Annotated in this window: 25 protein-coding genes and 1 pseudogene; 8 read left to right on the top strand and 18 right to left on the bottom strand. The window is 50.7% G+C overall.

Annotated elements, in window-relative coordinates; all coding sequences use genetic code 11:
• Positions 1-33 precede the first annotated feature (33 nt).
• From ybiX to mcbA, 4 genes are all read right to left on the bottom strand, one after another.
• Entirely contained in the window at positions 34-711 is a 678-nt protein-coding gene (gene ybiX / locus ACU8XX_RS16535; protein ID WP_000990177.1) for a PKHD-type hydroxylase YbiX, read from the bottom strand.
• 201 nt (positions 712-912) lie between these two features.
• Positions 913-2025, bottom strand: a complete 1113-nt coding sequence (locus ACU8XX_RS16530) for an IS4-like element IS421 family transposase (RefSeq protein ID WP_016232034.1) — start codon at positions 2023-2025, stop codon at positions 913-915.
• A gap of 76 nt (positions 2026-2101) precedes the next feature.
• Positions 2102-4384, bottom strand: coding sequence for a catecholate siderophore receptor Fiu (locus tag ACU8XX_RS16525; protein WP_000430057.1), 2283 nt, complete (start codon positions 4382-4384; stop codon positions 2102-2104).
• A 264-nt stretch (positions 4385-4648) separates the two neighbouring features.
• On the bottom strand, positions 4649-4909 hold the full coding sequence (gene mcbA / locus ACU8XX_RS16520; RefSeq protein WP_000710619.1) for a DUF1471 family periplasmic protein McbA: 261 nt from the start codon (positions 4907-4909) through the stop codon (positions 4649-4651).
• A gap of 275 nt (positions 4910-5184) precedes the next feature.
• Between mcbA and rlmF the strand changes: the two genes are divergently transcribed.
• Positions 5185-6111, top strand: a complete 927-nt coding sequence (gene rlmF, locus ACU8XX_RS16515; protein ID WP_001295299.1) for a 23S rRNA (adenine(1618)-N(6))-methyltransferase RlmF — start codon at positions 5185-5187, stop codon at positions 6109-6111.
• Here rlmF and ybiO read toward each other — a convergent pair.
• The 6 genes from ybiO to rhtA form a co-directional block, all read right to left on the bottom strand.
• Entirely contained in the window at positions 6108-8333 is a 2226-nt protein-coding gene (gene ybiO / locus ACU8XX_RS16510; RefSeq protein ID WP_001267253.1) for a mechanosensitive channel protein, read from the bottom strand. The genes rlmF and ybiO overlap by 4 nt on opposite strands.
• 260 nt (positions 8334-8593) lie before the next feature.
• A complete protein-coding gene (gene glnQ / locus ACU8XX_RS16505) occupies positions 8594-9316 on the bottom strand; it encodes a glutamine ABC transporter ATP-binding protein GlnQ (RefSeq protein ID WP_000569083.1) in 723 nt (240 codons plus the stop codon).
• On the bottom strand, positions 9313-9972 hold the full coding sequence (gene glnP, locus ACU8XX_RS16500; protein WP_001159065.1) for a glutamine ABC transporter permease GlnP: 660 nt from the start codon (positions 9970-9972) through the stop codon (positions 9313-9315). The genes glnQ and glnP overlap by 4 nt, the downstream gene beginning before the upstream one ends.
• A 138-nt stretch (positions 9973-10110) precedes the next feature.
• Complete coding sequence (gene glnH / locus ACU8XX_RS16495) at positions 10111-10857, bottom strand: glutamine ABC transporter substrate-binding protein GlnH (protein WP_000843866.1); 747 nt, start codon at positions 10855-10857, stop codon at positions 10111-10113.
• A gap of 403 nt (positions 10858-11260) precedes the next feature.
• A complete protein-coding gene (gene dps, locus ACU8XX_RS16490; RefSeq protein WP_000100800.1) occupies positions 11261-11764 on the bottom strand; it encodes a DNA starvation/stationary phase protection protein Dps in 504 nt (167 codons plus the stop codon).
• A 298-nt stretch (positions 11765-12062) separates the two neighbouring features.
• Complete coding sequence (rhtA, locus tag ACU8XX_RS16485) at positions 12063-12950, bottom strand: threonine/homoserine exporter RhtA (RefSeq protein ID WP_001295297.1); 888 nt, start codon at positions 12948-12950, stop codon at positions 12063-12065.
• A gap of 234 nt (positions 12951-13184) precedes the next feature.
• Between rhtA and ACU8XX_RS16480 the strand changes: the two genes are divergently transcribed.
• On the top strand, positions 13185-13250 hold the full coding sequence (locus ACU8XX_RS16480; RefSeq protein ID WP_120795379.1) for a protein YliM: 66 nt from the start codon (positions 13185-13187) through the stop codon (positions 13248-13250).
• A gap of 52 nt (positions 13251-13302) precedes the next feature.
• The gene (gene ompX / locus ACU8XX_RS16475) at positions 13303-13818 is read left to right on the top strand and encodes an outer membrane protein OmpX (protein ID WP_001295296.1); all 516 of its coding nucleotides are present in this window, start codon (positions 13303-13305) and stop codon (positions 13816-13818) included.
• A 48-nt stretch (positions 13819-13866) separates the two neighbouring features.
• On the opposite strand, the gene opgE is transcribed toward ompX, so the two are convergent.
• Together opgE and mntS are read right to left on the bottom strand one after the other, a co-directional pair.
• Entirely contained in the window at positions 13867-15450 is a 1584-nt protein-coding gene (opgE, locus tag ACU8XX_RS16470) for a phosphoethanolamine transferase (RefSeq protein WP_001054678.1), read from the bottom strand.
• A gap of 271 nt (positions 15451-15721) precedes the next feature.
• Entirely contained in the window at positions 15722-15850 is a 129-nt protein-coding gene (mntS, locus tag ACU8XX_RS16465) for a manganase accumulation protein MntS (RefSeq protein WP_001001761.1), read from the bottom strand.
• A 185-nt stretch (positions 15851-16035) separates the two neighbouring features.
• Between mntS and mntR the strand changes: the two genes are divergently transcribed.
• Both mntR and ACU8XX_RS16455 read left to right on the top strand, forming a co-directional pair.
• The gene (gene mntR, locus ACU8XX_RS16460) at positions 16036-16503 is read left to right on the top strand and encodes a manganese-binding transcriptional regulator MntR (protein WP_000091016.1); all 468 of its coding nucleotides are present in this window, start codon (positions 16036-16038) and stop codon (positions 16501-16503) included.
• A complete protein-coding gene (locus ACU8XX_RS16455) occupies positions 16500-17618 on the top strand; it encodes an anion transporter (protein ID WP_000056442.1) in 1119 nt (372 codons plus the stop codon). Before mntR ends, ACU8XX_RS16455 begins: the two co-directional genes overlap by 4 nt.
• Before the next feature lie 58 nt (positions 17619-17676).
• Here the strand turns inward: ACU8XX_RS16455 and ldtB are convergent, their stop codons facing one another.
• On the bottom strand, positions 17677-18597 hold the full coding sequence (gene ldtB / locus ACU8XX_RS16450) for a L,D-transpeptidase (RefSeq protein ID WP_001056384.1): 921 nt from the start codon (positions 18595-18597) through the stop codon (positions 17677-17679).
• A 218-nt stretch (positions 18598-18815) separates the two neighbouring features.
• Here ldtB and ACU8XX_RS16445 point away from each other — a divergent pair, with 218 nt between their 5' ends.
• Entirely contained in the window at positions 18816-20408 is a 1593-nt protein-coding gene (locus ACU8XX_RS16445) for an ABC-F family ATPase (RefSeq protein WP_000961458.1), read from the top strand.
• A gap of 47 nt (positions 20409-20455) precedes the next feature.
• On the opposite strand, the gene ACU8XX_RS16440 is transcribed toward ACU8XX_RS16445, so the two are convergent.
• Positions 20456-20845: a DUF6960 family protein gene (locus tag ACU8XX_RS16440; RefSeq protein WP_000402513.1), complete on the bottom strand. Its 390-nt coding sequence runs from the start codon at positions 20843-20845 to the stop codon at positions 20456-20458.
• Between the two features lie 44 nt (positions 20846-20889).
• Complete coding sequence (locus ACU8XX_RS16435) at positions 20890-21171, bottom strand: hypothetical protein (protein ID WP_000546456.1); 282 nt, start codon at positions 21169-21171, stop codon at positions 20890-20892.
• A gap of 115 nt (positions 21172-21286) precedes the next feature.
• Here ACU8XX_RS16435 and ACU8XX_RS16430 point away from each other — a divergent pair.
• Positions 21287-21412: pseudogene (locus tag ACU8XX_RS16430) on the top strand (hypothetical protein); the annotation flags it as partial.
• A 28-nt stretch (positions 21413-21440) separates the two neighbouring features.
• Here ACU8XX_RS16430 and ybiV read toward each other — a convergent pair.
• The 3 genes from ybiV to ACU8XX_RS16415 all read right to left on the bottom strand — a co-directional run bounded on the left by ybiV (position 21441) and on the right by ACU8XX_RS16415 (position 25733).
• A complete protein-coding gene (ybiV, locus tag ACU8XX_RS16425) occupies positions 21441-22256 on the bottom strand; it encodes a sugar-phosphatase YbiV (RefSeq protein WP_000114293.1) in 816 nt (271 codons plus the stop codon).
• 139 nt (positions 22257-22395) lie between these two features.
• Positions 22396-24828, bottom strand: coding sequence for a glycyl radical protein (locus ACU8XX_RS16420; protein WP_000209325.1), 2433 nt, complete (start codon positions 24826-24828; stop codon positions 22396-22398).
• Positions 24829-24833: 5 nt separating this feature from the next.
• A complete protein-coding gene (locus ACU8XX_RS16415) occupies positions 24834-25733 on the bottom strand; it encodes a glycyl-radical enzyme activating protein (protein WP_001338400.1) in 900 nt (299 codons plus the stop codon).
• A gap of 130 nt (positions 25734-25863) precedes the next feature.
• On the opposite strand from ACU8XX_RS16415, the gene fsa reads away from it, so the two are divergent.
• The gene (fsa, locus tag ACU8XX_RS16410; protein ID WP_001301278.1) at positions 25864-26526 is read left to right on the top strand and encodes a fructose-6-phosphate aldolase; all 663 of its coding nucleotides are present in this window, start codon (positions 25864-25866) and stop codon (positions 26524-26526) included.
• The last annotated feature ends 25 nt before the right edge of the window (positions 26527-26551 follow it).

Here is a 26551-nt window from a genome sequence, read left to right as displayed (position 1 = left end):
CTAATCCAGGGACGAACTCGGGCAGTTCAAGCATCAGATCTCCGACCATTCCCGCAGCAGATTATGATAAAGATTAAGCAGCGACAGGATCTCTTCACTTTCGCCGTAGCGGCTTTTCAGCGACTGAATATTGTTGTCCAGTTCAAACAGCATGGCGCGCTTTTTATCATCGCGGATCATCGACTGGATCCACATAAATGATGCCACTCGTACGCCGCGGGTTACGGGTGTCACGCAATGCAGGCTGCTGGAGGGATACAACACGAGATCGCCTGCCGGGAGTTTTACCCGATGTTGTCCGAAGGTGTCATTAACGACCAGTTCGCCGCCGTCGTAGCTTTGTGGATCGCTTAAAAACAGCGTGGCAGAAAGGTCAGTACGCATCCAGCCGTTTTGTGGATGGCTGCGTACTGCGCCATCCACATGGAAACCATAGGTTTCATTGTTCTGATAGCGATTAAACAGCGGCGTGGAAAGGGTACGCGGCAAGGCCGCGGCAAAGAATAAAGCATGTTGGTTAACCGCGTTCAGCACCTCATTTTGCAGGGCGGCGTATAACGTGCTGCGGGTGTCGACCTGTTGATTGTTCTTAACTTGCGCACCTTGTGCGCCGGTGGTGACGCGTCCATCCACCCATTCGGCTTGTTCCAGTTGTTCGCGAAAACGAGCGACGTCCTGTGGCGATAACACGCCGGGAATGTGGTACATCATACAATTTCTCCAAAAAGTGGGGCCTGCGCCCATAAGCGCTAACTTAAGGGTTGAACCATCTGAAGAATGCGACGCCTCGGTGCCTCGTTAAGACGATGCCTCGCGTTCTTCAATTGCGTTTTGTAGGCTGTCAGGGATACTGTCCCACGAATGGCCACCTGTAAGCTCCAGATGACCATTTTTGTTATTCTCCACAACGAGTTAGTTCTTCTTTTCGGATCCGGCACTTCTGGGGGGGAAATCCAGCGATGGCTGGATTATGTCGTCAATTAAAAATGCGGCGAGTAGATTAGCAAATATCCACGCTTTCGCGAGTTCAGGTTCCTTTGCACGCAAAGCATCCAGGTGCAGCAAACTTTTGAGCCGCTTAAAAGCCAGTTCAATTTGCCATCGCAGACGGTAACAATCAGCCACTTGCTCTGCTGAATATTCATCTTCCGGTAATGATGTTAGCAATAGCACATGGCCCGCTGCTTCCAGCGTTTCCGCCTGAACTACTCGTCCTTTTCGACGATTCTCGCTGAGCAGTCGGGTTTTACTGATTAATGCTTTTTCGGGAGGAAGTGATACGGCAATGAGACGTGCCGGAAAGGGAGCTCCGGCTTTTTTATTACCTGAATTGCCTATCATTACAGTGGTTTCACCGTTCTTACCGCAATCCAGCCCGCGCAGAAAACCCATCATGTCAAAGCGCATTCCTTCTGCAGTTAACCAGCGCAATCCTCGCCAGTGAACCCGGACGATATAATCAGCTTCTCCAAAAGCAAGTGAGCGGATACATTCGGGACGCGAACCGAATCCCCGCTCAGCAATGCGTATCTCGTCTGCCGTTTGCGCAAATCGGTCCAGCCGTTCAGCGTCTCTGCTGTCGGTTAGCTCAAAATCAGTGAACTGACAGGTATGAGGATCATATCCCATATGTAGTCGCCATTCAGCGCTGCCGCCCCCGGGCGCACTGATTGCTGTTCCATCGACAAGACGCAATCTCTTTCCGCTTGTACAACCCGTAACTGCGGCGCGTACAGCAAGTGTTTGTGCGGCAAGTATGCCAAACCAGTCGGCGGCATTCCGCAGCCGCTTCAGGAGAGCCACGTCAGATAATGTTGCAACGTCATGGAGCTGAGCCCATGCAGTGACTTCACGTAATGACATCCCCCCGGGGCCGTAAGCCAGCCCCAGACGTAGCAGAGTTGCAGCATCACGAATTTCGCGGCGGCGGGTTAGAGCCCCGGCATTACGTGCCGAAGTATCCAGTTCTTCGGGCTTACCAATATGGGCCAGAATTGCTGACCAGTTATCGTGAGAGTAATTCATCGGCACGTTAAATCATATCAGGCGTAATACCACAACCCTTAAGTTAGCGCTTATGGGCCTGCGCCCCACATCTGATTCAGAAATGCATATTGGCTGTGAGCAAGAAGGTTCTTGGCTCGCCCGGGTGATAACGGTAGCCGCTCTTGTTGATTGAGGCGACGTAATCGGTATCAAACAGGTTGTAAACGTTTAGCTGGAAGTCGAGATTGCGATTAACTCGATACCCCAGTTTGGCATCGGCGACCCAGTAACCTTCGGTAAACGCTGGCGTTCCCACCGCGCCGTCTGAACCTTTATGCATACTGCCGATATAGCGTGCGCCCGCGCCAACAGAGATATCGTCGGTTGCCTGATATTGGCTCCATAAGGTGAAGGCGTGCTCCGGGGTATACGGCAGCGATGAGGAACCATCCTGGGCAACATCTTTGCCGTTTTTGATGGTTGCTTTTTGCTGGGTATAGCCGCCAATCACCTGCCACGCGGGAGTGATATTCCCGGCCACGGATATCTCATAGCCTTCGACGCGTTTCTTACCGTATTGCGAGTAAGTTCCGTCATCATTTTGCTCAACTTCATTTTCGATATCAGTGCGGAACAGCGCGGCGGTGAGCAACAGACGTTTATCCAGAACCTGCCATTTGGTGCCAATCTCGCTGGTGTTGGCTTTTTGCGGTTTAAAATCGGTGCGGTTGGCACTGTTACCGCTGCCAGACTGCGCAAGGGCGAAGTTGTTGCCGCCCGGAGGCTGCTGGGAAACGGCATAGTTAATATAGACATTGCCGTTTTCCGTCAGGTGATACAGCGCCCCGGCTTTCCAGTTCATCAGATTGCCCGACTTGGCGGTGTCGACGGTGGTGACCGGAGAACCTTTTGCCACACCAGTTGGGCAGGTGATGGCACCGCGTCCGCTGCCGCCGCAGGCGGTGGCACTGTCATATTCAGTATGATAATTATCCAGACGGATCCCGCCGTTCAGCTCAAAATCACGGGTGATTTGCAGCGTATCAAAGGCGTAAATTGCGAAGGTATCCGTCTGACCATTGGCGTTTGCGCCGTTGCGCGTCAGGCCGCCGGGATGAATGCTGCTGTCAGGATGATAAATATTTACCGCGGGTAACGTCACCGGATTAACGCCGTAGTTAGTCTGCGTTTCACGGGTAAATTCCACGCCGGTACTGACATCATGACCGATAGAACCGGTATAGAACGTCGAGGTCAGGTTGGTCTGGTTGGTGAGAATTTTATTACTCACATCTTTGGTATTCGCCGTGCGTGACCAGGTCCAGCTATTCACATCGCTGGTGGGCTGAGTAATATTCGACGCCCCGCCCATAATCGCCGTCATCAGGTAATCCTGCTTTACGCGCGACCAACGGGTAGTATTGCGAATGGTGGTGTTATCGTTGATGTCGTGCTCAAAACGCATGGTGGCGGTGTCGGTGGTCGAATCGTCGTAATCGGAATCCGTGCCGTAAAAGTTATGAGTATCAACTTTTCCGGAATGATTCAGGGCCGCCGTTCCCGCAGATGGGGCAGAATAGCCCGGCAAACCGATGGTCGGAATGCCGCCGTCTGGCGTGTTGTGCTGGGTGACATGCAGATAATTAAGATACAAACGATTCGCTGTACCAAGGCCAAAAGCGACAGAAGGGGCGACGCCGTAACGCTCATTTTTGACTTTGTCGCGTCCGGCATCGTGCGTTTTTTCGCCCATTACATTCAGGCGCACCGCGGTGGTATCACCAATGACCTGATTGACGTCCAGCGTGCCGCGGCGGAACCAGGCGCTGCCAATACTGGCGGAGGCGTCAATGCCGGAATCATTGCGCGGCTGCTTGCTGATCATATTGATCGAGCCTGTCGGTGCGCTGCGCCCGTAGTCGGTGCCGGACGGCCCTTTAATCACTTCGACCTGCTCGGTATTGAAGGTGTCGCGCGAGACGCTGCCGATATCGCGAATGCCATCAATATAAATACTGTTAGAGGTATCGGCACCACGCATATAAATGGCGTCGCCAGTGGTGGAGTTACCGTTCTCACCCGCAAAAAACGCACCCACGCCGGGGACGTTTTTGAGCGCGTCGGTAAGGTTGGTTGCGCCCTGATCTTTAATCACTTGTTCAGAAATTACCGTCATCGTGCGGGTAGTATCCGCTACCGGACGCGAGAATTTCGGATCGGCAGATTGTTGTGGCGCATAAAGCGAAGGCGTTGATGCTTCGACAACCAGCGTGTCATCCGCGTTAGTTTGCCCTTCGGCGGCGAGTGCCTGAGCCACAGGCGTGATGCCAATACAAAGACCGGCAAAGAACGTGAGCGAATGAAATTGTCTGGCAGGGAAATTGCGATTGTTTTCCATTTTGCAGGTGACTTTTTCTTATATGTTGAAATTTTCACTGCCACGAGAAAGCATCTCTGCGGATGCGATGCCACTGTTAATCCCGTGATAGTGCTCGTGAAAGTGATAATAATTTTGATAAGCATTATCACTTGGAGCGATTTTCTATCACCCATTGCGCGAAAAAGAAATACATTTATTTACATTGAGTTCATATTTGATGTTTTTTGATTACAAAACAGACGAAAACTGCATCCAGAGGCGAATGCAGTTACGTTGGTGGGGTTATTTGTAGATGGTTGCAGTACCGAACATCTGGTCATTTCCGCCTGCGGAATTAATGACATAACCTTTCGCGCCTTGTTCGCGCGCTTTTTCTGCCAGTTTATCCTCCAGATCGCTTAGGTTTGATGCGCCAGTTGCCGAAACGGTACCGGCGGGCCGTAGCTGACCGCTGTCCAGGTTACTCATCGGTTGCGCGGCATAAGCCGTGAGAGAGATTCCGCTCAGGACGGTGGCAATCAGTAGTGTGAGGCACTTTTTCATAATGACATCCTCATAAATACAACGGGTAGTGCCTGATAAGTGTAGGTCGCCTGCGCGATGCAAATGACGCAAAAAATTGACAGAGATGTGCTTATTTTTTGAACGATATAATTTTACAAAATAAGACAAATCAATGACATGCATAATGCTGATTTTTATGATGAATTGCCATAAACCATAGCCATGTTAAGGTTTTGGGGAATGATAAACGCAGCCAGATATTTACCCTGTCGCGTTATGCGGGTATCTTACGCCGCTGCTTAAAGGAGAATGCTATGTCCGCCCAGAAACCGGGGTTGCATCCGCGCAACCGTCATCACAGCCGCTACGATCTCGCCACGCTTTGTCAGGTCAATCCTGAACTCAGGCAATTCCTCACGCTTACACCCGCCGGGGAGCAAAGCGTAGACTTTGCCAATCCGCTGGCGGTGAAGGCGCTCAATAAGGCGTTGCTGGCCCATTTTTACGCCGTAGCGAACTGGGATATCCCCGACGGTTTTCTCTGCCCACCAGTACCGGGCCGGGCGGATTATATTCATCACCTTGCCGATTTACTGGCAGAAGCAAGCGGAACAATTCCAGCGAATGCCAGCATTCTGGATATCGGCGTTGGTGCGAACTGTATTTATCCGCTGATTGGCGTACATGAATATGGCTGGCGTTTTACCGGTAGTGAAACCAGCAGCCAGGCGTTAAGCAGTGCGCAGGCGATTATCAGTTCTAATCCGGGGCTTAACCGCGCCATTCGTCTGCGTCGGCAAAAAGAGAGTGGGGCGATTTTTAACGGCATCATCCATAAAAACGAGCAATACGACGCGACCTTGTGTAACCCGCCATTCCACGATTCCGCCGCTGCGGCACGGGCAGGTAGTGAGCGTAAACGCCGTAACCTGGGGCTGAACAAAGACGATGCACTGAACTTTGGCGGCCAGCAACAGGAGTTGTGGTGTGAAGGCGGTGAAGTCACCTTTATCAAAAAGATGATTGAAGAGAGCAAAGGCTTCGCGAAGCAGGTGATGTGGTTTACATCACTGGTATCTCGTGGTGAAAACTTACCGCCGTTGTATCGTGCCCTGACGGACGTGGGCGCGGTGAAGGTGGTTAAAAAAGAGATGGCCCAGGGGCAAAAGCAGAGTCGCTTTATTGCCTGGACCTTTATGAACGACGAGCAGCGCCGCCGTTTTGTCAATCGCCAGCGTTAAAGCGTTGGTTCCCCCGGCGGTAACGGTTCAGCCGGGGTCGCGCCCGGAGCAGGCAGCACCTGATAAGTCTGCACTGGCGCGCGAACGCCCGCCAGGTCGAAATGTTTTTTCACCTGGCTGTCGAGGGCAAAGCGTACCGTCCACTGTTTGAGTGGCAGCGTGGTGAACGAAACACGCAGTGTAAACGCGGTATTGCTTAAGCCGACAATCCCGGCAAAATTCGGTTCACCAATAATCAGCCCGCGAATTTCTTCGTTTTCCATTAATTCCGCTACCGCATCTTTCAGTGCCTGATTGGCTTTATCAGCATCTTCATGGCGATCAACATCATAATTTGCCACCACCGAACCAATGCCGCGGACAAAGTTAGCAAAGGTGGTTATCGAAGACCACGGAATGATGTGATACGCCCCGGTATCCTGGCGTACGCCCACGGAGCGAATCGACATCCGTTCCACTGTGCCGGTCAACGGCCCGATAGTCACCAAATCTCCAGTGTTCATGCCGTTTTCAAACTGAATAAATACCCCGGTGATAATATCTTTCACCAGCGTTTGCGAACCAAACGAGATAGCCAGACCTAATGCCCCGGCACCTGCCAGCAATGGCGCGATATTGACGCCGATTTCCGACAACACAATCATGATGGTGATGGTACTGATAATCACCGCCAGCGCGTTACGAAACAGCGTAAGCAGGGTACGCGTGCGGGCGCTGGGTAGCGGGCGGCCATGAATATCCGAAGCCAGCCGGTTTTCGATCAAACTGGCGAGCACCGTCCAGCCAACCGCCGAGAAGAAAAGAATGAGTGCGATACGGATCAGGATATCTACGGTTTTCTGCCCCGCGCCGTTTTGCAGCCAGTTCCAGAAATCGAACAATCCCCATGCGCTCAACAGCAACATTACCGCCACGCAGACTGTCAGAATACGCGCCGTTTTCAGCGCCGCCGACAGCCAGCCATTCAACCGTTTTTGCAGCTCCGGATAGTTACGCTGAGTATGTGGCGAGAGAGTGATGGTTTTCGCCAGCCAGCGGGAAAACATACCGGAAACAAACGCTGCGATACCAATAATCGCCAGGCTGCGCACCGTTGCACCCATCATAAATTTCAGGCTGTTGCCCGGATCGAACAACGAAAAGAAAAACAGCACGATAAAATAGGCGCTTGCCAGCCAGTGCCACACCAGCGCAAAGGCGCGGATAAACAGGCTGAAAAAGGCCAGCGAATGCTCCGCGAAGTTGAGCAAATGCTGGGTAATCTCTTTTTTATTACGAAAGATCAGGTACAACGCCCAGACGGTCATGCACAGCATAATGATGACGTTCGCCAGCGCACCTATCTGTACATTCACCTGATTAGAGATAATCGGCACGGCCACAATCAGGCCATAACCTATCAAACTGCTTAACCAGCTCAGGCGACGACTCCAGTAACGGGCGCTCTCGTCCTGAATCGTGAACGGGCGCAGCTCCGCCACGTTTGGGCAAAAAATCAGGCGTAGTACGGCTTTGAAAAATTCAATGAGGGCAAAGGCGTTGAGAAACAAACTTTGTTGGAAAGCGATGGTGCGACTGCCTGCATTCAGGTTGTCGCTTAATACCTGGCCGACAAATAATGTCAGGGCCAGTAACAGCAGGTCGATAATAAACGCCCCGATAATCATCGCCGGAAGCTGCAACCAGTTGCTGCGCTCACGATTTTTTTGCCGCGCCCACTGACCCATTTTGCGATACAGCGGCAGTGCGCACAGGCGAATCAGCCAGTAAAAACCAAACACTAATACCGCTAACATTGAAAAATGGGTCAGCGCATTGCTGAAGGTTTGTGGATTAAACGGCTTATGCGGGGAGCCGGTGATATTGCGATAAAGTTGCCCGAAGCGGGCGGAAAGGGCTTCACCATAATGGCGGCTGACTTCGGTGACCTTTTGCAGCACGGTTTGCTCTTCGACCAGCGTCGGCGGCACTATTTTTGGTACCGGTTCAGCAGGGGGCGTAGCGGCAACGGTGCGCAACTGGTCGATCAACTCTTTACGCGAGGTGTCATTATCCAGCACATCCGCCAGTGCGCCATAGGCCGCTTTTTTTTGTTCGATATCCGGTTCCGGGGCCGGTTCAGTCGTTGAGTCCGTTGTCGTTGTGGTTGTAACGCCGGGTATGGATACCGCGTGGGCAGGTGCGCCCAGCAGGCAGAAGAGGATGAACAGGATCCACCGCATGACTCCTCCAGTGAGAAAATAGAGCAAAAAGATAAGTATAGATGCTGGAGGAGGGGCGATTTTAAATGAGAGGAATCTGGTGTGCCTCCCTTTCGGGTGAAAGGGAGGAAGGGATATTAAGCAGGTTGCTGACAACGTGCGGGCTTTTTTGCCGGATGCGGCGTGAACGCCTTATCCGTCCTACAAGTTCATGCAATTTTAATAAGTTGCCAGATATCCTGTAGGCCTGATAAGCGTAGCGCATCAGGCAATGTGTCTTATTAAGAGACGTGCTGCAAAAATTCCTGCAAGCGCTGGCTCGGCGGGTTCTTGATCAACACCTGCGGATTGCCATCTTCCGCAATCCGGCCTTTGTCGATAAAGATCAGCCGCGAAGCTACTTTCTCGGCAAAACCGATTTCGTGGGTCACGATCACCATCGTCATCCCTTCTTCAGCCAGATCCTGCATAACCTTCAGCACTTCATGGCGCAGTTCCGGGTCAAGAGCGGAAGTCGGTTCATCAAACAGCATCATTTTCGGCTTCACCGCCAGCGCGCGGGCAATCGCCACACGCTGCTGTTGACCACCAGAAAGTTCGGAAGGGTAGTGATGTGCACGTTCTGCCAGACCGACTTTCGCCAGCAGCTCACGTGCCAGTTTTTCCGCCTCTTCTTTGTTCGCGCCACGCACGCGTAGCGGGCCAAACATGACGTTTTCCAGCGCCGTCAGATGCGGGAAGAGGTAAAACTGCTGGAACACCATACCTGCTTCCTGGCGAATCAGGCGCTCGTCAACTTTCGGATCGTTAACCTTCAGGCCATCGACAATCAGATCGCCGGAGGTGATTTCTTCCAGTTTGTTGATGCAGCGCAGCAGGGTCGATTTACCGGAACCGGACGGCCCGATAATCACCACGACTTCGCCCTGGGCAATGTTCAAATCGATATTGTGCAGCACCTGGGTTGGGCCAAAGTGCTTGGAGACGTTTTTAAATTCAATCACAGGATTTTCATCCTTCTTTCCAGACGACGCAGAATAAAGCTCAGCACCAGGGTAATAATCAGATAGAACACCGCCACGGCGCTCCAGATCTCAAGGGCGCGGAAGTTACCGGCAATAATTTCTTGCCCCTGACGGGTCAGTTCCGCCACGCCGATCACAATAAACAGCGAGGTGTCTTTAATGCTGATGATCCACTGGTTACCCAGCGGCGGCAGCATACGACGCAGTGCCAGCGGTAAAATGACGTAGCGAATGGTTTCCCAACGTGAAAGACCGAGCGCCAGTCCTGCTTCACGAAAACCTTTGTGGATAGACAGCACCGCACCACGCGTGATTTCCGCAATATACGCGCCGGAGTTGATCATGATGGTGACCACCGCCGCAGTAAATGGGTCGATGCGTAAGTCGTTAAACGCCATCGGCAGGGCGAAATAAATAAACATCACCTGGACGACGATAGGTGTGCCGCGGATCACTTCAATAAAGACCAGCGCGACGTGGTTGGCTATCCAACCTCCGAAGGTGCGTGCAAAACCTGCCAGCAATCCGATTACCAGACCGCCTGCCAGACCGAGGACCGAAATCCACAGGGTCATTTTGGCACCTTCAATCAGAAGCGGAATGGCAGGCCAGATGGCACTCCAGTCAAACTGCATATGTTGTTCCTGTTACCGTGGTGTAAATAATCAAATTCAGGGTAATTAATGGCCCCGGAGCGGGTTTGCGCCCCTCACCCTAATCCTCTCCCCATAGGGGAGAGGGAACTGCCAGTGCGTTTTACAGGTGTAGCGTTATTATTTCGGTTCAGTACCGAACCATTTTTTGTAGATTTCGTTGTAAGTTCCGTTCTCGCGCAGGGTTTTCAACGCGCCGTTGACTTTGTCACGCAGCTCGTCGCTACCTTTCGGGAACGCAATACCGTATTGCTGCGCTTCCAGAGAGTCACCTACCGCTTTGAACTGACCGTTACCGGCGGTTTTGATGAAGTACAGAATGTTTGGCGTATCGTGCAGAACGGCGTCTGCGCGGTTGGTGCCCAGTTCCATATAGGCGTTATCGATGTTCGGGAACTGACGCAGATCTTTAGTTTTGATGTTTGCTTTCGCGTAATCAACGGAGCCAGTACCGCTCTTCACAGCAACCACTTTCCCGTCGAGATCTTTCACGCTTTTCACATCGTTATTGTTAGCTTTCACCATCACTAACAGGCCGCTTTTGTAGTAGCCGTCAGAGAAATCGATCGCTTTTTTACGCTCGTCGGTGATGGTAATGCCCGCCAGCGCCAGATCGACGTTTTTGGTTTGCAGTGCCGGAATGATCCCACTGAAATCCATCGGCTTCAGTTCGTAATCCAGCTTCAGCTCTTTAGCGATGGCAGCCCACAGATCAACGTCAAAGCCCACATATTTATCGCCCTGTTTAAATTCAAACGGAACGAAGGCGGTATCCGTCGCGACAACTAATTTTTTATCCGCGGCATGAGAAGAAACCGCAAAAGCCAGGGTCAGTGCAGCCAGTGAAACTTTTAATACAGACTTCATAGCATTTCCTTTTTTCTATCCACGGGACGATCCCCTGCGTGACATTCACATATATGAAAAAATCGTGCCAGTTTTGCAACTCCTTGATTTTTCGAGATGCGGCAAAAACGTGATGCACGATTTATAGGGCAATACCCTGAAGATGCACCATTCTGGGGCACCAATCTGGTGCGCTAAAATTGTGCACTCAACACAGTGATTATTTAGCGTAAAACCTGATGAAAAAACAATCTTTATGTAACGATTGTGTGATGATGTGGATACAAAAAATTTACTTAATCAGCTGGAGATAGCAGATGGATGCACTAAATAAGTGCGTTGAGGTGGGCTGCAAAACAAAACGGCCTCCTGTCAGGAAGCCGCTTTTATCGGGTACTAAAGTTCTGCACCATCAGCGATGGATTTATTCGATGTTAGACTCGATAAACCACAGGAATTTATCCAGGTCGCGAGACGCGGCGGTCAGGATATCTGCGGTGTCGTCATCTTTCGCTTCGCCAATCGCTTTGCGTACGTCATTAGCGACGATTGCGTAACGGTCAGCCAGTTCTTTCAGGTGATCCTGAACGTTGTGGATGTCCAGCGGGTAACTTTTCAGCGGGGTTTTGCTGTTGATAACTTGAGTGGTCCCCAGAGCTACACCGCCCAGCTGCACTGCACGTTCTGCCATGGTATCCAGATGATCGATCAGTGCGGTGCGGAAGCCATCCAGCATTTCATGTACGGCAATGAAGTTAGCGCCGCGCATGTTCCAGTGCGCTTGTTTGGTAATCAAAGAAAGATCAATAAACTGGATAACCTGGCGATTCAGCAACTCTACTGTTGCTTTTTTCTCGCTGTCGGAGACATCGTTGCGGGTATAAAGCAGATTGGTCGCTTTTGATTTAACTAATTTAGCGGTACTCATAATTTCATATCCTCTTGATGTTATGTCCCAGTAATTAACGAGACTAAGTATAGCACCGGCTATGTGTTCCGCTATTCTGGCTGTTCCTATCACACTAATAGTGGTAACAAGCGTGAAAAACAAAACTAATAAAGATTCAATGAGTTAGATATATTGATAAGAACAATTCTTATTTATCTGCTCGCCAGGAATTTTCGGAATAAATATGCTTTTGCATAATTCGATATATAAAGACGGTGTAGAGGAAAAGTAGCGAGAAATTCTGCATGGTTATGCATAACCATGCAGAAATGTAAATTTAATTAATGTCTAATTCTTTTATTTTGCTCTCTTTGCGTACTGTCAGCGTAGACCCCATTGAAGCGGCGATGATAGCGCCGAGCGCCAGTAGCTGTATGGGTGTCAGTGTTTCTCCGAGGAAAATCATCCCGGAAACGGCAGCCAGCGCCGGTTCCATGCTCATCAGCGTACCAAATGTCCGTGTTGGCAAACGGGTGAGGGCAATCATTTCCAGCGAATAAGGCAGAGCGGTCGAGAGAATAGCGACAGCCAGACCCAATGGAATAACCGACCAGTGCCAGAGTGCTTCACCAGCCTGAAGCGCTCCAATTGGCACGAAAATTAACGCTGCAATCAACGAACCAATTGCCACCGTCGCAGGGCCATGTTCCGCTCCTGCGCGTTGCCCACTTAAAATGTAAATAGCCCAACAAGCCCCGGCCCCCAGTGCCAGCGCACAGCCGGTTAAATCGACATGGGAAACGTCTTGCCCCAGCGGTAGCAGGAACCACAGACCAAGAACCGCCAGCACAACCCAGACGAAATCTACCGGGCGACGAGAAGAGAACAGCGCCACCGCCAGTGGTCCGGTGAACTCCAGCGCCACCGCAATACCCAGCGGTACTGTCTGAATAGAAAGATAAAAAAGATAATTCATCCCACCCAGCGAAACGCCGTAAAACAACAGCGGTAACCGTTGCTCTTTGGCAAAGCGCAGTCGCCATGGCTTAAAGAACGCGATGAGGATCAGCGTTCCTAATGCCAGACGCAGCGCAGTGACACCCGGTGCGCCCACCAGAGGAAAAAGTGACTTAGCTAACGAGGCTCCACCCTGAATAGACGCCATGGCAACGAGCAATATGACTATTGGTAACCAGACCGGCATTTTACGTAATGAACCAGGCATCCTTTCTCCCACAAATATCTAGACTTAAGTAAAGCGTGGAGTGTACTGGATATACCCAATGCTGGTTGAGCATTTGTTGAAAAAATTTTCCCCCGTTTTGACTAAAATGCACCAGGATTGATGGAATCATTAGCCTGGTGATTAGGAATAATCTGGATGAATGACAGGGAAAACATGCGTAATACTTACGCAGTTCTCTGAAAAAGTGATTTAAATTTAGATGGATAGCGGTGTATGGAAACGTTCTGTTACATGAAATGGCCCGTTAGACATCACAAATCGCGAAGAGTTTCCCATTAATTTTTGATATATTTAAAACTTAGGACTTATTTGAATCACATTTGAGGTGGTTATGAAAAAAATTGCATGTCTTTCAGCACTGGCCGCAGTTCTGGCTTTCACCGCAGGTACTTCCGTAGCTGCGACTTCTACTGTAACTGGCGGTTACGCACAGAGCGACGCTCAGGGCCAAATGAACAAAATGGGCGGTTTCAACCTGAAATACCGCTATGAAGAAGACAACAGCCCGCTGGGTGTGATCGGTTCTTTCACTTACACCGAGAAAAGCCGTACTGCAAGCTCTGGTGACTACAACAAAAACCAGTACTACGGCATCACTGCTGGTCCGGCTTACCGCATTAACGACTGGGCAAGCATCTACGGTGTAGTGGGTGTGGGTTATGGTAAATTCCAGACCACTGAATACCCGACCTACAAACACGACACCAGCGACTACGGTTTCTCCTACGGTGCGGGTCTGCAGTTCAACCCGATGGAAAACGTTGCTCTGGACTTCTCTTACGAGCAGAGCCGTATTCGTAGCGTTGACGTAGGCACCTGGATTGCCGGTGTTGGTTACCGCTTCTAATCACTTTGGTGATATAAAAAATCCGCCTCTCGGGGCGGATTTTTGTTTTTAAGGTTTCGGGTCGAAAATATCGGTTCCGAGATGGTTGTAATCCACCTTCTGTAACTGGAAGTTGGTGATGTATATCGGCCCGGCTTTCTTCTCAGATATAAACGGGTATTTGATGTTAATTTCCTTCGCTTTAATCCCCGTCCACTGGGAGAAAAAGCCTAAGAAGTCATTGGCTGAGCGGCGGGCTTTAATCACACGATGCGCTTTATCGTCGCTGGAAATGACCATAAAAGGCACCTGGAAATTTTGCTGATATTTATCATCATGGGCAAGGTATTGCACGTCTTTACCGCGCTCTTTAAAGGCCAGACCGTGGTCAGAAAAGTAAACCAGCGAGAAGCTGCTGCCGCTGTTGCGTAACTGATCGTACAGCTTGCGCAGTAAATCGTCCGTTTGCGTCATGGTATAGAGATAGCACGACGTTTCTTTCGATTGCACAAAGGTTTCGTATTTTCCTTGTGTCCTGTCGCAGGCCTGCGGATGTGAGCCCATCAGATGTAGAACAATCAGCTGCGGTTGCGAGTGCTCTTGCGCCAGCACTTGAGCGGTCATATCCAGTAACGCTTCGTCTTTGGTGTTTTTATCTGCTTCAAAATTACCTTCTTTCAGGAAGTACACTTCATCTGCTCGTTTGGCGATGCTGGCGATAGCGGTATCGTATTCGCCGATTTGACCCTGGTTGGAAAACCACCAGGTCTGGAAGCCCGCGCGATTTGCCAGGGTGACAAAGTTATCCTGAAACTGTGGTTTGCCATCGACAACGCGATTGAGCGTTAAGCCAAGCGATTTCTGCGTGGAGCCACTGGCGGCAATGTAGTCAGCAAATATCAAACCGTTAACGCTGCTGGCAAACGGGGTATTGTCCCAGTGACCGCCAAAGGCACCGAGGGCATCGCGACGCGCGCTTTCACCGATCACCACCACATAGGTCTGATACTTCGGCTTAACGGCAGTGACCGTCCAGGTATCTTTCATTCCGGAAAGTTTTGCCATCCGTTCTTGCTCTTCAATCACCTCGTTATTATTGACGATGACATCCTTAGCAAAACGAAATACCGGATAGCCAGTATCTTTCAGTTTAAATACGCCACCCCAGGCCAGGTTTTGCACGGGAGCAACAAAAAATGTCGCCACACTGAATACCAGACACAGGCTGTCGAAGGTATTCCAGCGCGCTTTTTCATTCTCTTTTTTTCGCCTGATTGCTATTACGCCGAGCGCAAAAATAAATAAGCCGACCAGGTAGCTGTACCACGGAAAAATCGTCAGGATTTCGGTCGACTCTTCCATATTGGTGGAGTGCAATGCCAGCAATGTATTGAAATTAGGCGCGCCGTAGGCCTGAGCAAAAGGGAAATAACAAGCCGCCACCAGCGAACTGACACCGACCAGAACTTTTTGTACGCGAGGCAATGTTCGCCATAGCAAAAGCAAAATAGCCGTAAACGCAGCGGTGTAGAGCAAACTGAAGGGGTAACCTAAGCCGAGGTTAATTAATAGCGACTGTAAAAAGTAGAACGCAGTCCACGGGCTAAATACCCGGCTACGGGTAACAAGCGATTCTTTGAGGGTTAAATTCATATGCCACTATCGTAACAAACGCCATGTGCTTACCCTGGCGTCAAGGGTCAATACCTGCAAGAGTGCGTGAAGAGTGGAAAGGGGTCCGCATCCGCGAGCCGCAATATACGCAGGGCTGCAAGAAGATAGAGCGAGCCGCCGTTCAGGTCAACTACTGACGAACAAATCTTTTGCGAAGGGGATTGCAAATCCGACAAAAAGTGGGGTTTTTCAGACCAAAACGCGTTATGCCTGCATGAAAGCAGGAGTGAAGCGGCGTACCGCGACGCCGCTATTTATCGGAAGGTTTATCTTGCTGCGGTTTGTTGTTGACCATATCGCACAACATAGAGAGCAGCATTAACCGTACTTTAAAGGGAGAATGACTAAACACGCGCATACACCTCTTGAACTCATTCATAAGACCTCCTGACTTGCTAATCCCGTCGATCCTTGAGGGATGATTGCATTACATACAGATATAGCACAGGCTATATTATATAGCTATTGCTAAAACGTTAATTTTTTGTACCTTCGCAACTCTGGTTTACAATGTGCGCACGAAATGAGAACGCTATGTATGCGTCACCATAATGAGGAAGCACAATGAGTCGTCGCGCAGGTACGCCAACAGCAAAAAAAGTGACGCAGTTAGTGAACGTGGAAGAGCACGTTGAAGGGTTCCGCCAGGTCAGAGAGGCGCATCGGCGCGAGCTTATTGATGATTACGTTGAGCTGATTTCTGACTTGATCAGGGAAGTGGGGGAAGCTCGTCAGGTGGACATGGCTGCTCGTCTGGGAGTTTCGCAACCGACGGTGGCTAAAATGCTTAAGCGGCTGGCAACCATGGGGCTGATTGAAATGATCCCCTGGCGTGGCGTGTTTTTAACGGCAGAAGGAGAGAAGCTGGCGCAGGAAAGCCGCGAGCGACATCAGATAGTCGAAAATTTCTTGTTGGTGTTGGGCGTCAGTCCGGAAATCGCCCGTCGCGACGCGGAAGGCATGGAGCACCATGTTAGTGAAGAGACGCTCGACGCTTTTCGTTTGTTTACCCAGAAACACGGTGCCAAATGAGCCTGCCTTTTTTACGCACGCTGCAAGGCGATCGTTTTTTTCAGTTATTAATTCTTGTTGGTATCGGATTAAGCTTTTTCGTGCCCTTTGCACCGAAATCCTGGCCTGCTGCTATCGACTGGCACACCATCATCACCTTAAGCGGCCTGATGCTGCTGACCAAAGGTGTGGAGTTAAGCGGTTATTTTGATGTGCTGGGGCGCAAAATGGTGCGCCGCTTTGCTACGGAGCGTCGGCTGGCGATGTTTATGGTGCTGGCGGCGGCGCTGCTTTCTACCTTTCTGACCAACGATGTCGCGCTGTTTATTGTTGTTCCGCTGACTATCACGCTAAAAAGACTGTGTGAGATCCCGGTTAATCGGCTGATTATTTTTGAGGCGCTGGCAGTCAACGCTGGTTCGCTACTGACGCCAATTGGCAACCCGCAAAATATTCTTATCTGGGGACGTTCTGGTCTTTCGTTTGCCGGATTTATTGCCCAAATGGCACCGCTGGCTGGCGCAATGATGCTGACGCTCCTGCTCCTGTGCTGGTGTTGTTTCCCTGGAAAGGCGCTGCAATACCATACGGGGGTGCAAACACCGGAGTGGAAACCGCGGCTGGTGTGGAGTTGTCTGGGGCTGTATATCGTCTTTCTGACGGCGCTGGAGTTCAAACAAGAGCTGTGGGGACTGGTGATTGTGGCGGCAGGCTTTGCGCTGCTGGCACGTCGCGTGGTGCTCAGTGTGGACTGGACGCTGCTGCTGGTGTTTATGGCGATGTTTATCGACGTCCATTTACTGACCCAGCTTCCAGCGTTGCAAGGCGTGTTGGGTAACGTGAGTCATCTATCTGAACCCGGGTTATGGTTAACGGCAATCGGTTTATCGCAGGTGATCAGTAACGTGCCGAGTACCATATTGTTGCTGAACTATGTGCCGCCGTCTTTATTACTGGTATGGGCGGTAAACGTAGGTGGCTTTGGGTTATTACCCGGATCGCTGGCAAATTTGATTGCGCTACGTATGGCGAACGATCGCCGCATCTGGTGGCGTTTCCATCTCTATTCAATACCGATGCTGTTGTGGGCGGCGTTGGTGGGATATGTTTTGTTAGTTATACTCCCGGCCAACTAGGGTCTGGCAAATAAAAAAGGCGGATTATGAGTCCGCCTTTTGCTTTAAGTTTTGAAGATTAATTCAGACGAACCGGCATCCCGGAGCGGTTTTTAATCGCTTCATCAAGAACAACCTGGTCAACATCTGGCTGACCGGTCACTGTTTGCACGCTCTTCGTCAGGGTAATTGGCACAATTTCCTGACCTTCAAACTGGGCTTCGGTGGTAGACAGCGGGTTATGGACTTCAATATAACGGCTGCCGTCTGGCTCGGTGGTCGCTTTTACCGGCTCATCAATAAACTGTACGCGGGTACCGACCGGTACTTTCTCGAACAGGAATTTGATGTCTTCGTTACGCAGACGCACACAACCATGACTTACACGCAGGCCGATACCGAAGTTGGCGTTGGTGCCATGGATAGCGTACAGGCGACCGATGTAGAGTGCATACAGCCCCATCGGGTTATCCGGACCTGCCGGAACGACAGCCGGAAGCGGTTCGCCCGCAGCGCGGTACTCTGCGTGCATTTTGGCGGTCGGCGTCCAGGTCGGGCCTGCTTTCTTACGCTCAACTTTGGTGGTCCAGTTGATAGGCGTATCTTTGCCTAACTGACCAATGCCGATCGGCAGCACGATAACGGTGTTGGTCCCTTTCGGATAGTAATACAGACGCATCTCTGCACTGTTAATGACGATGCCTTCATGAACGGTATCCGGCAGGATCAGCTGCTGCGGAATGTTCAGTACAGTACCGCCTTTCGGCAGGAAGGTATCCACACCCGGGTTCGCTTCCATCATATTGGAAAGCCCCATCTGGTACTCCGCGGCAAAATACTCCAGCGGCTGAGTGTTACCTTCAGGAATGGTGATCACCTGATTCTGACCAACCAGGCGACTCCCGTCGGTTGGCAGAGGATAAGTTACCGCAGAGGCGGTACTGCAAAAGCCGACAACAGCGAAGGCCGCTGCGAATAATGTTTTCAATTTCATATTCATGTTAAGCGAGATTTTGTGCCTGGCAGGCCATTGGGTTGAGAATATTAGAGTATTGGAAGCGCATTATAAGTTCATTCCAGCTCACAGTGAAATCAGATGTGTACGAAATCACATTTTTTGCCTTTGGCTTGAGTGTAGACCTTAAGCGAGGAGCAGGATCTTCTTTCAGACTTATGGCATAATGCGCGGTTTGTCATATCTCTTTTCAGGATACGCCTGTGTTAGTTTCCAGTAACGTCACCATGCAGTTCGGCAGTAAGCCGTTGTTTGAAAACATTTCCGTCAAATTTGGCGGCGGCAACCGTTACGGCCTGATTGGCGCGAACGGTAGTGGTAAATCCACCTTTATGAAGATCCTCGGCGGCGACCTTGAGCCGACGCTGGGTAACGTTTCCCTCGATCCCAACGAGCGCATTGGTAAACTGCGTCAGGATCAGTTTGCCTTTGAAGAGTTCACTGTGCTGGATACGGTGATCATGGGGCATAAAGAGTTGTGGGAAGTGAAGCAGGAGCGCGACCGCATCTATGCTTTGCCGGAAATGAGTGAAGAAGACGGCTATAAAGTGGCCGATCTGGAAGTTAAATACGGCGAAATGGACGGTTACTCTGCGGAAGCTCGCGCCGGTGAACTGTTGCTTGGCGTGGGAATTCCAGTGGAACAGCACTACGGCCCGATGAGTGAAGTTGCTCCTGGCTGGAAGCTGCGTGTGCTTCTGGCGCAGGCGCTGTTTGCTGATCCGGATATTCTCCTGCTCGACGAACCGACCAACAACCTCGACATCGACACCATTCGCTGGCTGGAACAGGTGCTGAACGAGCGTGACAGCACCATGATCATCATCTCGCACGACCGTCACTTCCTTAACATGGTCTGTACCCACATGGCGGATCTGGATTACGGCGAGCTGCGCGTTTATCCGGGTAACTACGATGAGTACATGACGGCGGCGACCCAGGCGCGTGAACGTCTGCTGGCCGATAACGCCAAGAAGAAAGCGCAGATTGCTGAGTTGCAATCTTTCGTTAGCCGCTTTAGCGCCAACGCCTCGAAATCTCGCCAGGCAACTTCGCGCGCGCGCCAGATTGATAAAATCAAACTGGAAGAGGTGAAAGCCTCCAGCCGTCAGAACCCGTTCATCCGTTTTGAACAGGATAAGAAACTGTTCCGTAACGCGCTGGAAGTGGAAGGTCTGACCAAAGGGTTTGATAACGGTCCGCTGTTTAAAAATCTCAACCTGCTGCTGGAAGTGGGTGAAAAACTGGCGGTACTGGGTACCAACGGCGTCGGTAAATCAACGCTGCTGAAAACGCTGGTGGGCGATCTGCAACCGGACAGCGGCACCGTAAAATGGTCTGAGAACGCGCGCATTGGTTACTATGCTCAGGACCACGAATATGAGTTTGAAAATGATCTGACCGTGTTCGAATGGATGAGCCAGTGGAAGCAGGAAGGCGATGACGAGCAGGCGGTACGCAGCATTCTCGGTCGTTTGCTGTTCAGCCAGGACGACATCAAAAAGCCAGCTAAAGTGCTTTCCGGTGGGGAAAAAGGGCGGATGCTGTTTGGTAAGTTAATGATGCAGAAGCCGAACATTCTGATCATGGACGAACCGACCAACCACCTGGATATGGAATCCATTGAGTCGCTGAACATGGCACTGGAACTGTATCAGGGCACGCTGATCTTTGTTTCTCACGACCGTGAGTTTGTAAGCTCCCTGGCGACCCGTATTCTGGAAATCACCCCGGAACGCGTGATCGACTTTAGCGGTAATTATGAAGATTACCTGCGTAGTAAAGGGATCGAGTAATATTATGCTGGCTCTACAGAGGTAATCTCTGTGGGGCCGCGCTACATTCAAAGTATATTATGTGGGTGAGACAACTCACTCTCTGAATATCGCCTGGATGAGCGTTTACCTTCAAAGTTTATAAAATAAACAGGCATCTCATTTTTAAAATGCCAAAAAACATCAATAATTGTTCCCACACTGTTCTTTGTTTTAACCCACACAGATTGACCAATATAAAATTTCAAATCCGGCACGATGTGATATATCACTGGATCGATTTTAAATGTTTTCTCGCCATAGATTACTGAACACCATTTATCATCAATACTTATACATTTAAATATCTTTCCTGCTGGTTTTAAATTGATAAACTCTAAGAAATGATCAGGCGAGACTAAATGGCTTCCATGTTCAGGATACCAGTTACATATACCATAACGCTCTATAATCTCCATAATATGTATATCCTGAATTTTTTAATTTAAATTATGTTTTAACTTTATGGCATTCTCATTAACATTTCTTTTAATCTGTTTATAAGGGATATATCGTTATTGCAATCCAAAGGCGTTAAATGGTCCAGAGCCGGAATTTTATTCTCAATCCAGGTAAGATAATACTCATCACCAATCCTCCCATAAATGACACTTGCTAATATTAAATCATCATTAAATTTCCTTGCTAATCCTTGTACTTTTTCAATGTCTTTATACGCTTCATATAATTTTGAGAAAACAATCCAATTCTCATTCCCTGAATAATATCTTTCCAGATGATGCATTTTGATAACCCTCAAATAATGTTAGATCAAAACCTATCGTATCCCTTTCTAAAGGTGTGGAGATGTTAGCATGCCCTGTATTGACTTCCCAGCCTTCGATCTGATGAGTAACATTATGCAAGTTGGTGAAAAAACGTTTATGAAACTGCGCGATCCCCTTGACGATGAATATTACTTACAGGGGCCTGGAACCACATTAGTGGCAGAACTGATTGAACAAGATGAGTGTAATGTTCATTGAGAAATCGGGGCAATTGCCCCGACTTTCGTTAAAGAGTAAACGGCGCTTTATTATCCAACACAGCCTGAATCACATTCAGCGCGCCTTCATGATTATTATCACCGGTAGCGTAACGGGCGATTTGTTTAATGTTTTCCGCAGCATTGCCCATCGCAAAGGAATAACGCGCTATTTTCAGCATCTCCGCATCGTTACCGCTGTCGCCAATCGCTACCACATTTTGCGGTGACAGATCCCAGCGTTTCAGTAACCGCGTAATACCATTCGCTTTATGCAGGCCGGGAATAATCAGGTCGATAAAGCCAAAGCCGCTGGTGACGGGTTTCATAATGCCATCGAGCGCTACGTGCAGTTTGTCGATCACTAACGGGATTTGTTCATCCGGCAGGTTGAGCGAAAATTTGAACAGTACGTCGTCAATCTCCTGATAATCTTTTACAGGTTTCAGGCGATGGTAGTGTTTTGCCATCAGTGCGACGAATGCTTCGGGGGCGTTTTCGCTGACATACGCGCTTTGCAAACCGCAGGCGACAAAATTGAGTTGCTTGTCTTTCAGCAATTCGCCAATAACAATTCGCGATTCATGTCGGGTTAATTCGCCGTGGAACAGTTGCTTGCCATGTTCGTAAACCAGCGCGCCGTTTTCCGCGACAAAAGAGATCTCATCCTTTAGCTCAGGAAAGAACGAAATAAGCTGGTAATACTGATTACCGCTGGCGACAACGAACTCAATGCCGCGCTTTTTAAGTTCCTGATATTGCACCATAAAACGCTCATTGTTGTACGTTTTGGCGTCGCTCAGAAAAGTACCGTCCATGTCTGTGACGATAACTTTTACGCTCATAGATGTGCTCCTGACAATGAATGCAAACCGCCACAGTGTAATGACAATGTGACGCGGAGCACAAATTTATTTCGGATTAAAATAATATCGATGGGATGATTATTTTCGCCCGGCAACAACCGTTACCGGGCTGAGGGGGTTACAGCATATGTTCAGTACGGGCGATGATATCGTCCTGTGCGTCAGGAGAGAGCGCGGTGAAGAAGGCGGAATAGCCCGCGACACGCACTACCAGATCGCGATACTGATCGGGATGTTTTTTCGCCTCCAGCAGCGTCTCGCGGGAAACGATGTTGTACTGAATATGCCAGCCTTTATGCACCTCGAAGAAGGTACGCAGCAGGATCATCAGTTTCTGCTTGTCAGATTCGTTCTCCAGCGTTGCCGGATTCAGTTTCTGGTTGAGCAACACGCCGCCGAGGATCGCTGCCGTAGGCAGTTTACCCACTGAGCCAATGACCGCGGTAGGGCCGAGATGGTCAGTACCGGAGGCCGGGCTTGCGCCTTCTGCCAGCGGGGTGTGGGCTTTACGTCCGTCCGGCGTTGCCATAGTCTGCGCGCCAAACGGTACGTTAGCGGAGATAGACGACGTACCCGCGTAATAGTTGCCGCCAACCGGACCACGACCGTAGCGTGGGTTATGGTACTGTTTCAGTTCGTCGATATAGGTCTGATAAGCGCGAGCCAGCAGCATATCGACGGTATCATCGTCGTTGCCGTACTTCGGCGCACCGTTAATCAGCCGCTGACGCAGTTGCTCATGAGTCAGGCCTTCGAAGTCATCCGCCAGTGCGGCAGCCAGCTGTTGCTGACCAATCGCGCCCTGTTCAAACACCAGTTTCTTCACTGCCGCCAGGCTGTTGCCGAGGTTGGCAATGCCGACCTGCAGGCCAGAAACCCAGTCATATTTCGCGCCGCCTTGCTTGATACTTTTTGCTCGCTCAATACAGTCATCCACCAGCGCCGAGCAGAGAATATCGTGCACGTTCTCCTCCAGCATGGTGTCAACGACATACTCAATTTCGATTGATTTGCGGGTGTAGTAACGGATTTGCGTATCCCACGCGTCCATCACTTCATCGAAGTTGTTGAAGTTACCTGCCGACAACGCTTTTTCTTGTGGCAGGAACACTTTGCCGCTGGTGGCATCACGACCGCCTTCCAGCGCCGCCAGCATCACGCGGGCGAAGTTGATAAAGCTCATGCCGGTACAGCGATAGCCCCATTTGCCACCGACGGCGGTTTCTATACAACCAATCGCTGCGTAGTCATAAGCGTCCTGCGGTTCAATACCGAGTTTAATAAATTCCGGGATCACGATTTCGTCGTTGTTGAACGCCGGCATCCCGAAGCCGCAGCGGATCACCTGTACGCAGGCGTCGAGGAAATCGTTGCTCATTCCCGCGTGGTAGCGCACGCTGAGGTTAGGCTGAGTCGAACGCAGACGGCCGCAGGACTCAAGGATCGCGTAAGAGAGTGGATTCACCGCGTCCATTGGTTGACCATCAACCAGATTTTGTCCGCCAATGGTGACGTTCTGATACAGAGGACTTCCCGCAGAGGCTTTCGAGTGCGAGCCGGAGCGGATTTTGTTCACTTCCAGCAATTTCAACCAGCAGCTATGCAGTAATTCGATGGCGTGTTCGCGATCCAGCGTCTGTTTCAGTTCAACATCACGACGATAGTACGGGTAGAGATACTGGTCCATACGACCAAACGATACCGAGTGACCGTTAGATTCGATCTGCAATATCAACTGGATGAAGTAACACAGTTGCAGCGCCTGCCAGAAAGTCTGCGGCGGCTGGTGGGCGATAAGATCGCAGTTTTCTGCTATCGCCAGCAGTTCATCGCGACGGCTTTCGCGGGTTTCGGTCGCGGCCATTTCACGCGCCAGGGCAGCGAAACGTTCAATGTGTTCACTGACTGCCACCAGCACGATATCAATCGCTTTCAGGAACTGCTCGCCGTGCAAATCTTCCAGCACCGTCAGGTTGATGCGCGAGCGACGTTCCGCCACTTTCTCGCGCAGACCATCAAGCCCTTTTTCCAGCAGCAGCGGGAAATTGACCGCCAGGTGCGCATCGCCGGAAGTCATATTGCCCTCCGCTTTAATGATTCCGGTCGCCAGCAGACCTTTTTGCTCATCGGTAAACATGCCGTAGCAACGATCCTGTACCGTCTGACCGCGCCACCAAGGGCACACTTCATGCAGAACACGTTTGTTCTCTTCGCTCACTGCAAAACCAGCACCCGGACGATCTGCCAGATCATCAATCTCTTTTTCGATCCAGGAGACGGTATATTCCGGGAAGATCGGCGCGGCGCGAACTTCGCTTGCCTGGTTGCCAATGATCAACTCATCGTGCTTGATCCAGATAGTGCGATTCGCCAGGTGATGCGCCAGTGCCAGCGCGCGACGTACCGGGATCGGCTTATCGAGATGTTGTTGATACATCTCGGTATAGTGCTGCGCGCGCTCGGTACAGACTGGCGGTTTCACAATATGCACCAGCGCATTTTTGTGCGCTTTAATGCGGTCGCTGAGCGTGTCCAGTTTCAGTGTGGTCATGGTTGTTATCCTCGTAAGGTCGCGGTTAACCCTTTCTGGCAGGCATACTGCTGGGCAAAATCGAGCAGTTCTGGCGCATCAAGCGGTTTTTCCGGGGCGTCATAGGGCAGATTAAGTAAGTGATATTTGTTGATGCCCAGCGTGTGGTAGGGCAGGAAATGAATTTCGCCAACGTGCAGCTCGTCGGCGGCAAAATCGGTAATGGCTTTTACAGAGGTTTCGTCGGCATTAAAGCCCTGAATCAGCGGCACGCGGATAATGATTTTTTTGCCCGCTGCGGCGAGTTTTTTCAGGTTATCCAGCACTCTGGCGGCGTTACCGTCGGTCCACTGTTTAAACGGCGCGTCGGCAACGTGTTTTAAATCGGCAAGAAACAGATCGATATAGGGCAGAGAAGGGGCGATATATTTCCACGGCACATGCAGACAGGTTTCTACTGCAGTATGAATGCCTGCCTCGTGGCTGGCTTGCAGTAGCGCCGTCGCCATCTCCGGCTGCATAAAGGGTTCACCACCCGAAAGCGTTAAGCCGCCGCCGCTGCGATCGTAAAACGGTTTATCGCGCAAAACGGTCGCCATGATCTCCTCAACGCTTTTCACTTCACCACACACGGTTAACGCCTGTGTCGGACAGCAGTCGGTTAACGCCGTCAGATGCTCCGGGGTTAACTTTTCCCGATGAATAAGCAAACCATTCAGCGCGCGCTCAATCACTTCCGGCGCGGCCTTAGCGCACAGCTCGCAGCCTTCCAGACACAGTCGTGCGTCATACAGCAGATCCTGCGTGCGGGCGCGGCTTTCCGGGTTCTGACACCAGCGGCAGCCCAGCGAACAGCCTTTAAGAAATACGACCGTGCGGATACCGGGGCCATCATGGGTCGAGTAGCGCTGAATATTGAAAATCATAGTTGCCTCTCTGTTTCGTTCAAGCATTAAAATACTTTCGAATGAAAGTTAGATTGATGTGCGTCAACTGTTCAGAGAGTTTTCCCGTGATAGTCTACATTCAGACAAAAAGTACATTTTGAGGATGGTTATGGAACTGTATCTGGATACTTCAGACGTTGTTGCGGTGAAGGCGCTGTCACGTATTTTTCCGCTGGCGGGTGTGACCACTAACCCAAGCATTATCGCCGCGGGTAAAAAACCGCTGGATGTTGTGCTTCCGGAACTTCATGAAGCGATGGGCGGTCAGGGGCGTCTGTTTGCCCAGGTAATGGCTACCACTGCCGAAGGGATGGTTAATGACGCGCTTAAGCTGCGTTCTATTATTGCGGATATCGTGGTGAAAGTTCCGGTGACCGCCGAGGGGCTGGCAGCGATTAAGATGTTAAAAGCGGAAGGGATTACGACGCTGGGAACCGCGGTATATGGCGCGGCACAAGGGCTGCTGTCGGCGCTGGCAGGTGCGGAATATGTTGCGCCTTACGTCAACCGTATTGATGCTCAGGGCGGTAGCGGCATTCAGACTGTGACCGACTTACACCAGTTATTGAAAATGCATGCGCCGCAGGCGAAAGTGCTGGCAGCGAGTTTCAAAACCCCGCGTCAGGCGCTGGACTGCTTACTGGCAGGATGTGAATCAATTACTCTGCCACTGGATGTGGCACAACAGATGATTAGCTATCCGGCTGTCGATGCCGCGGTGGCGAAGTTTGAGCAGGACTGGCTGGGGGCGTTTGGCAGAACGTCGATTTAACCGGACGTTCTGCATCCTCATAAAT

It is taken from the genome of Escherichia sp. MAL-1 (genome assembly GCF_052948035.1).
Note: the sequence above shows the minus strand (reverse complement) of the source record. Positions and strands in the feature narration are given on the sequence as shown.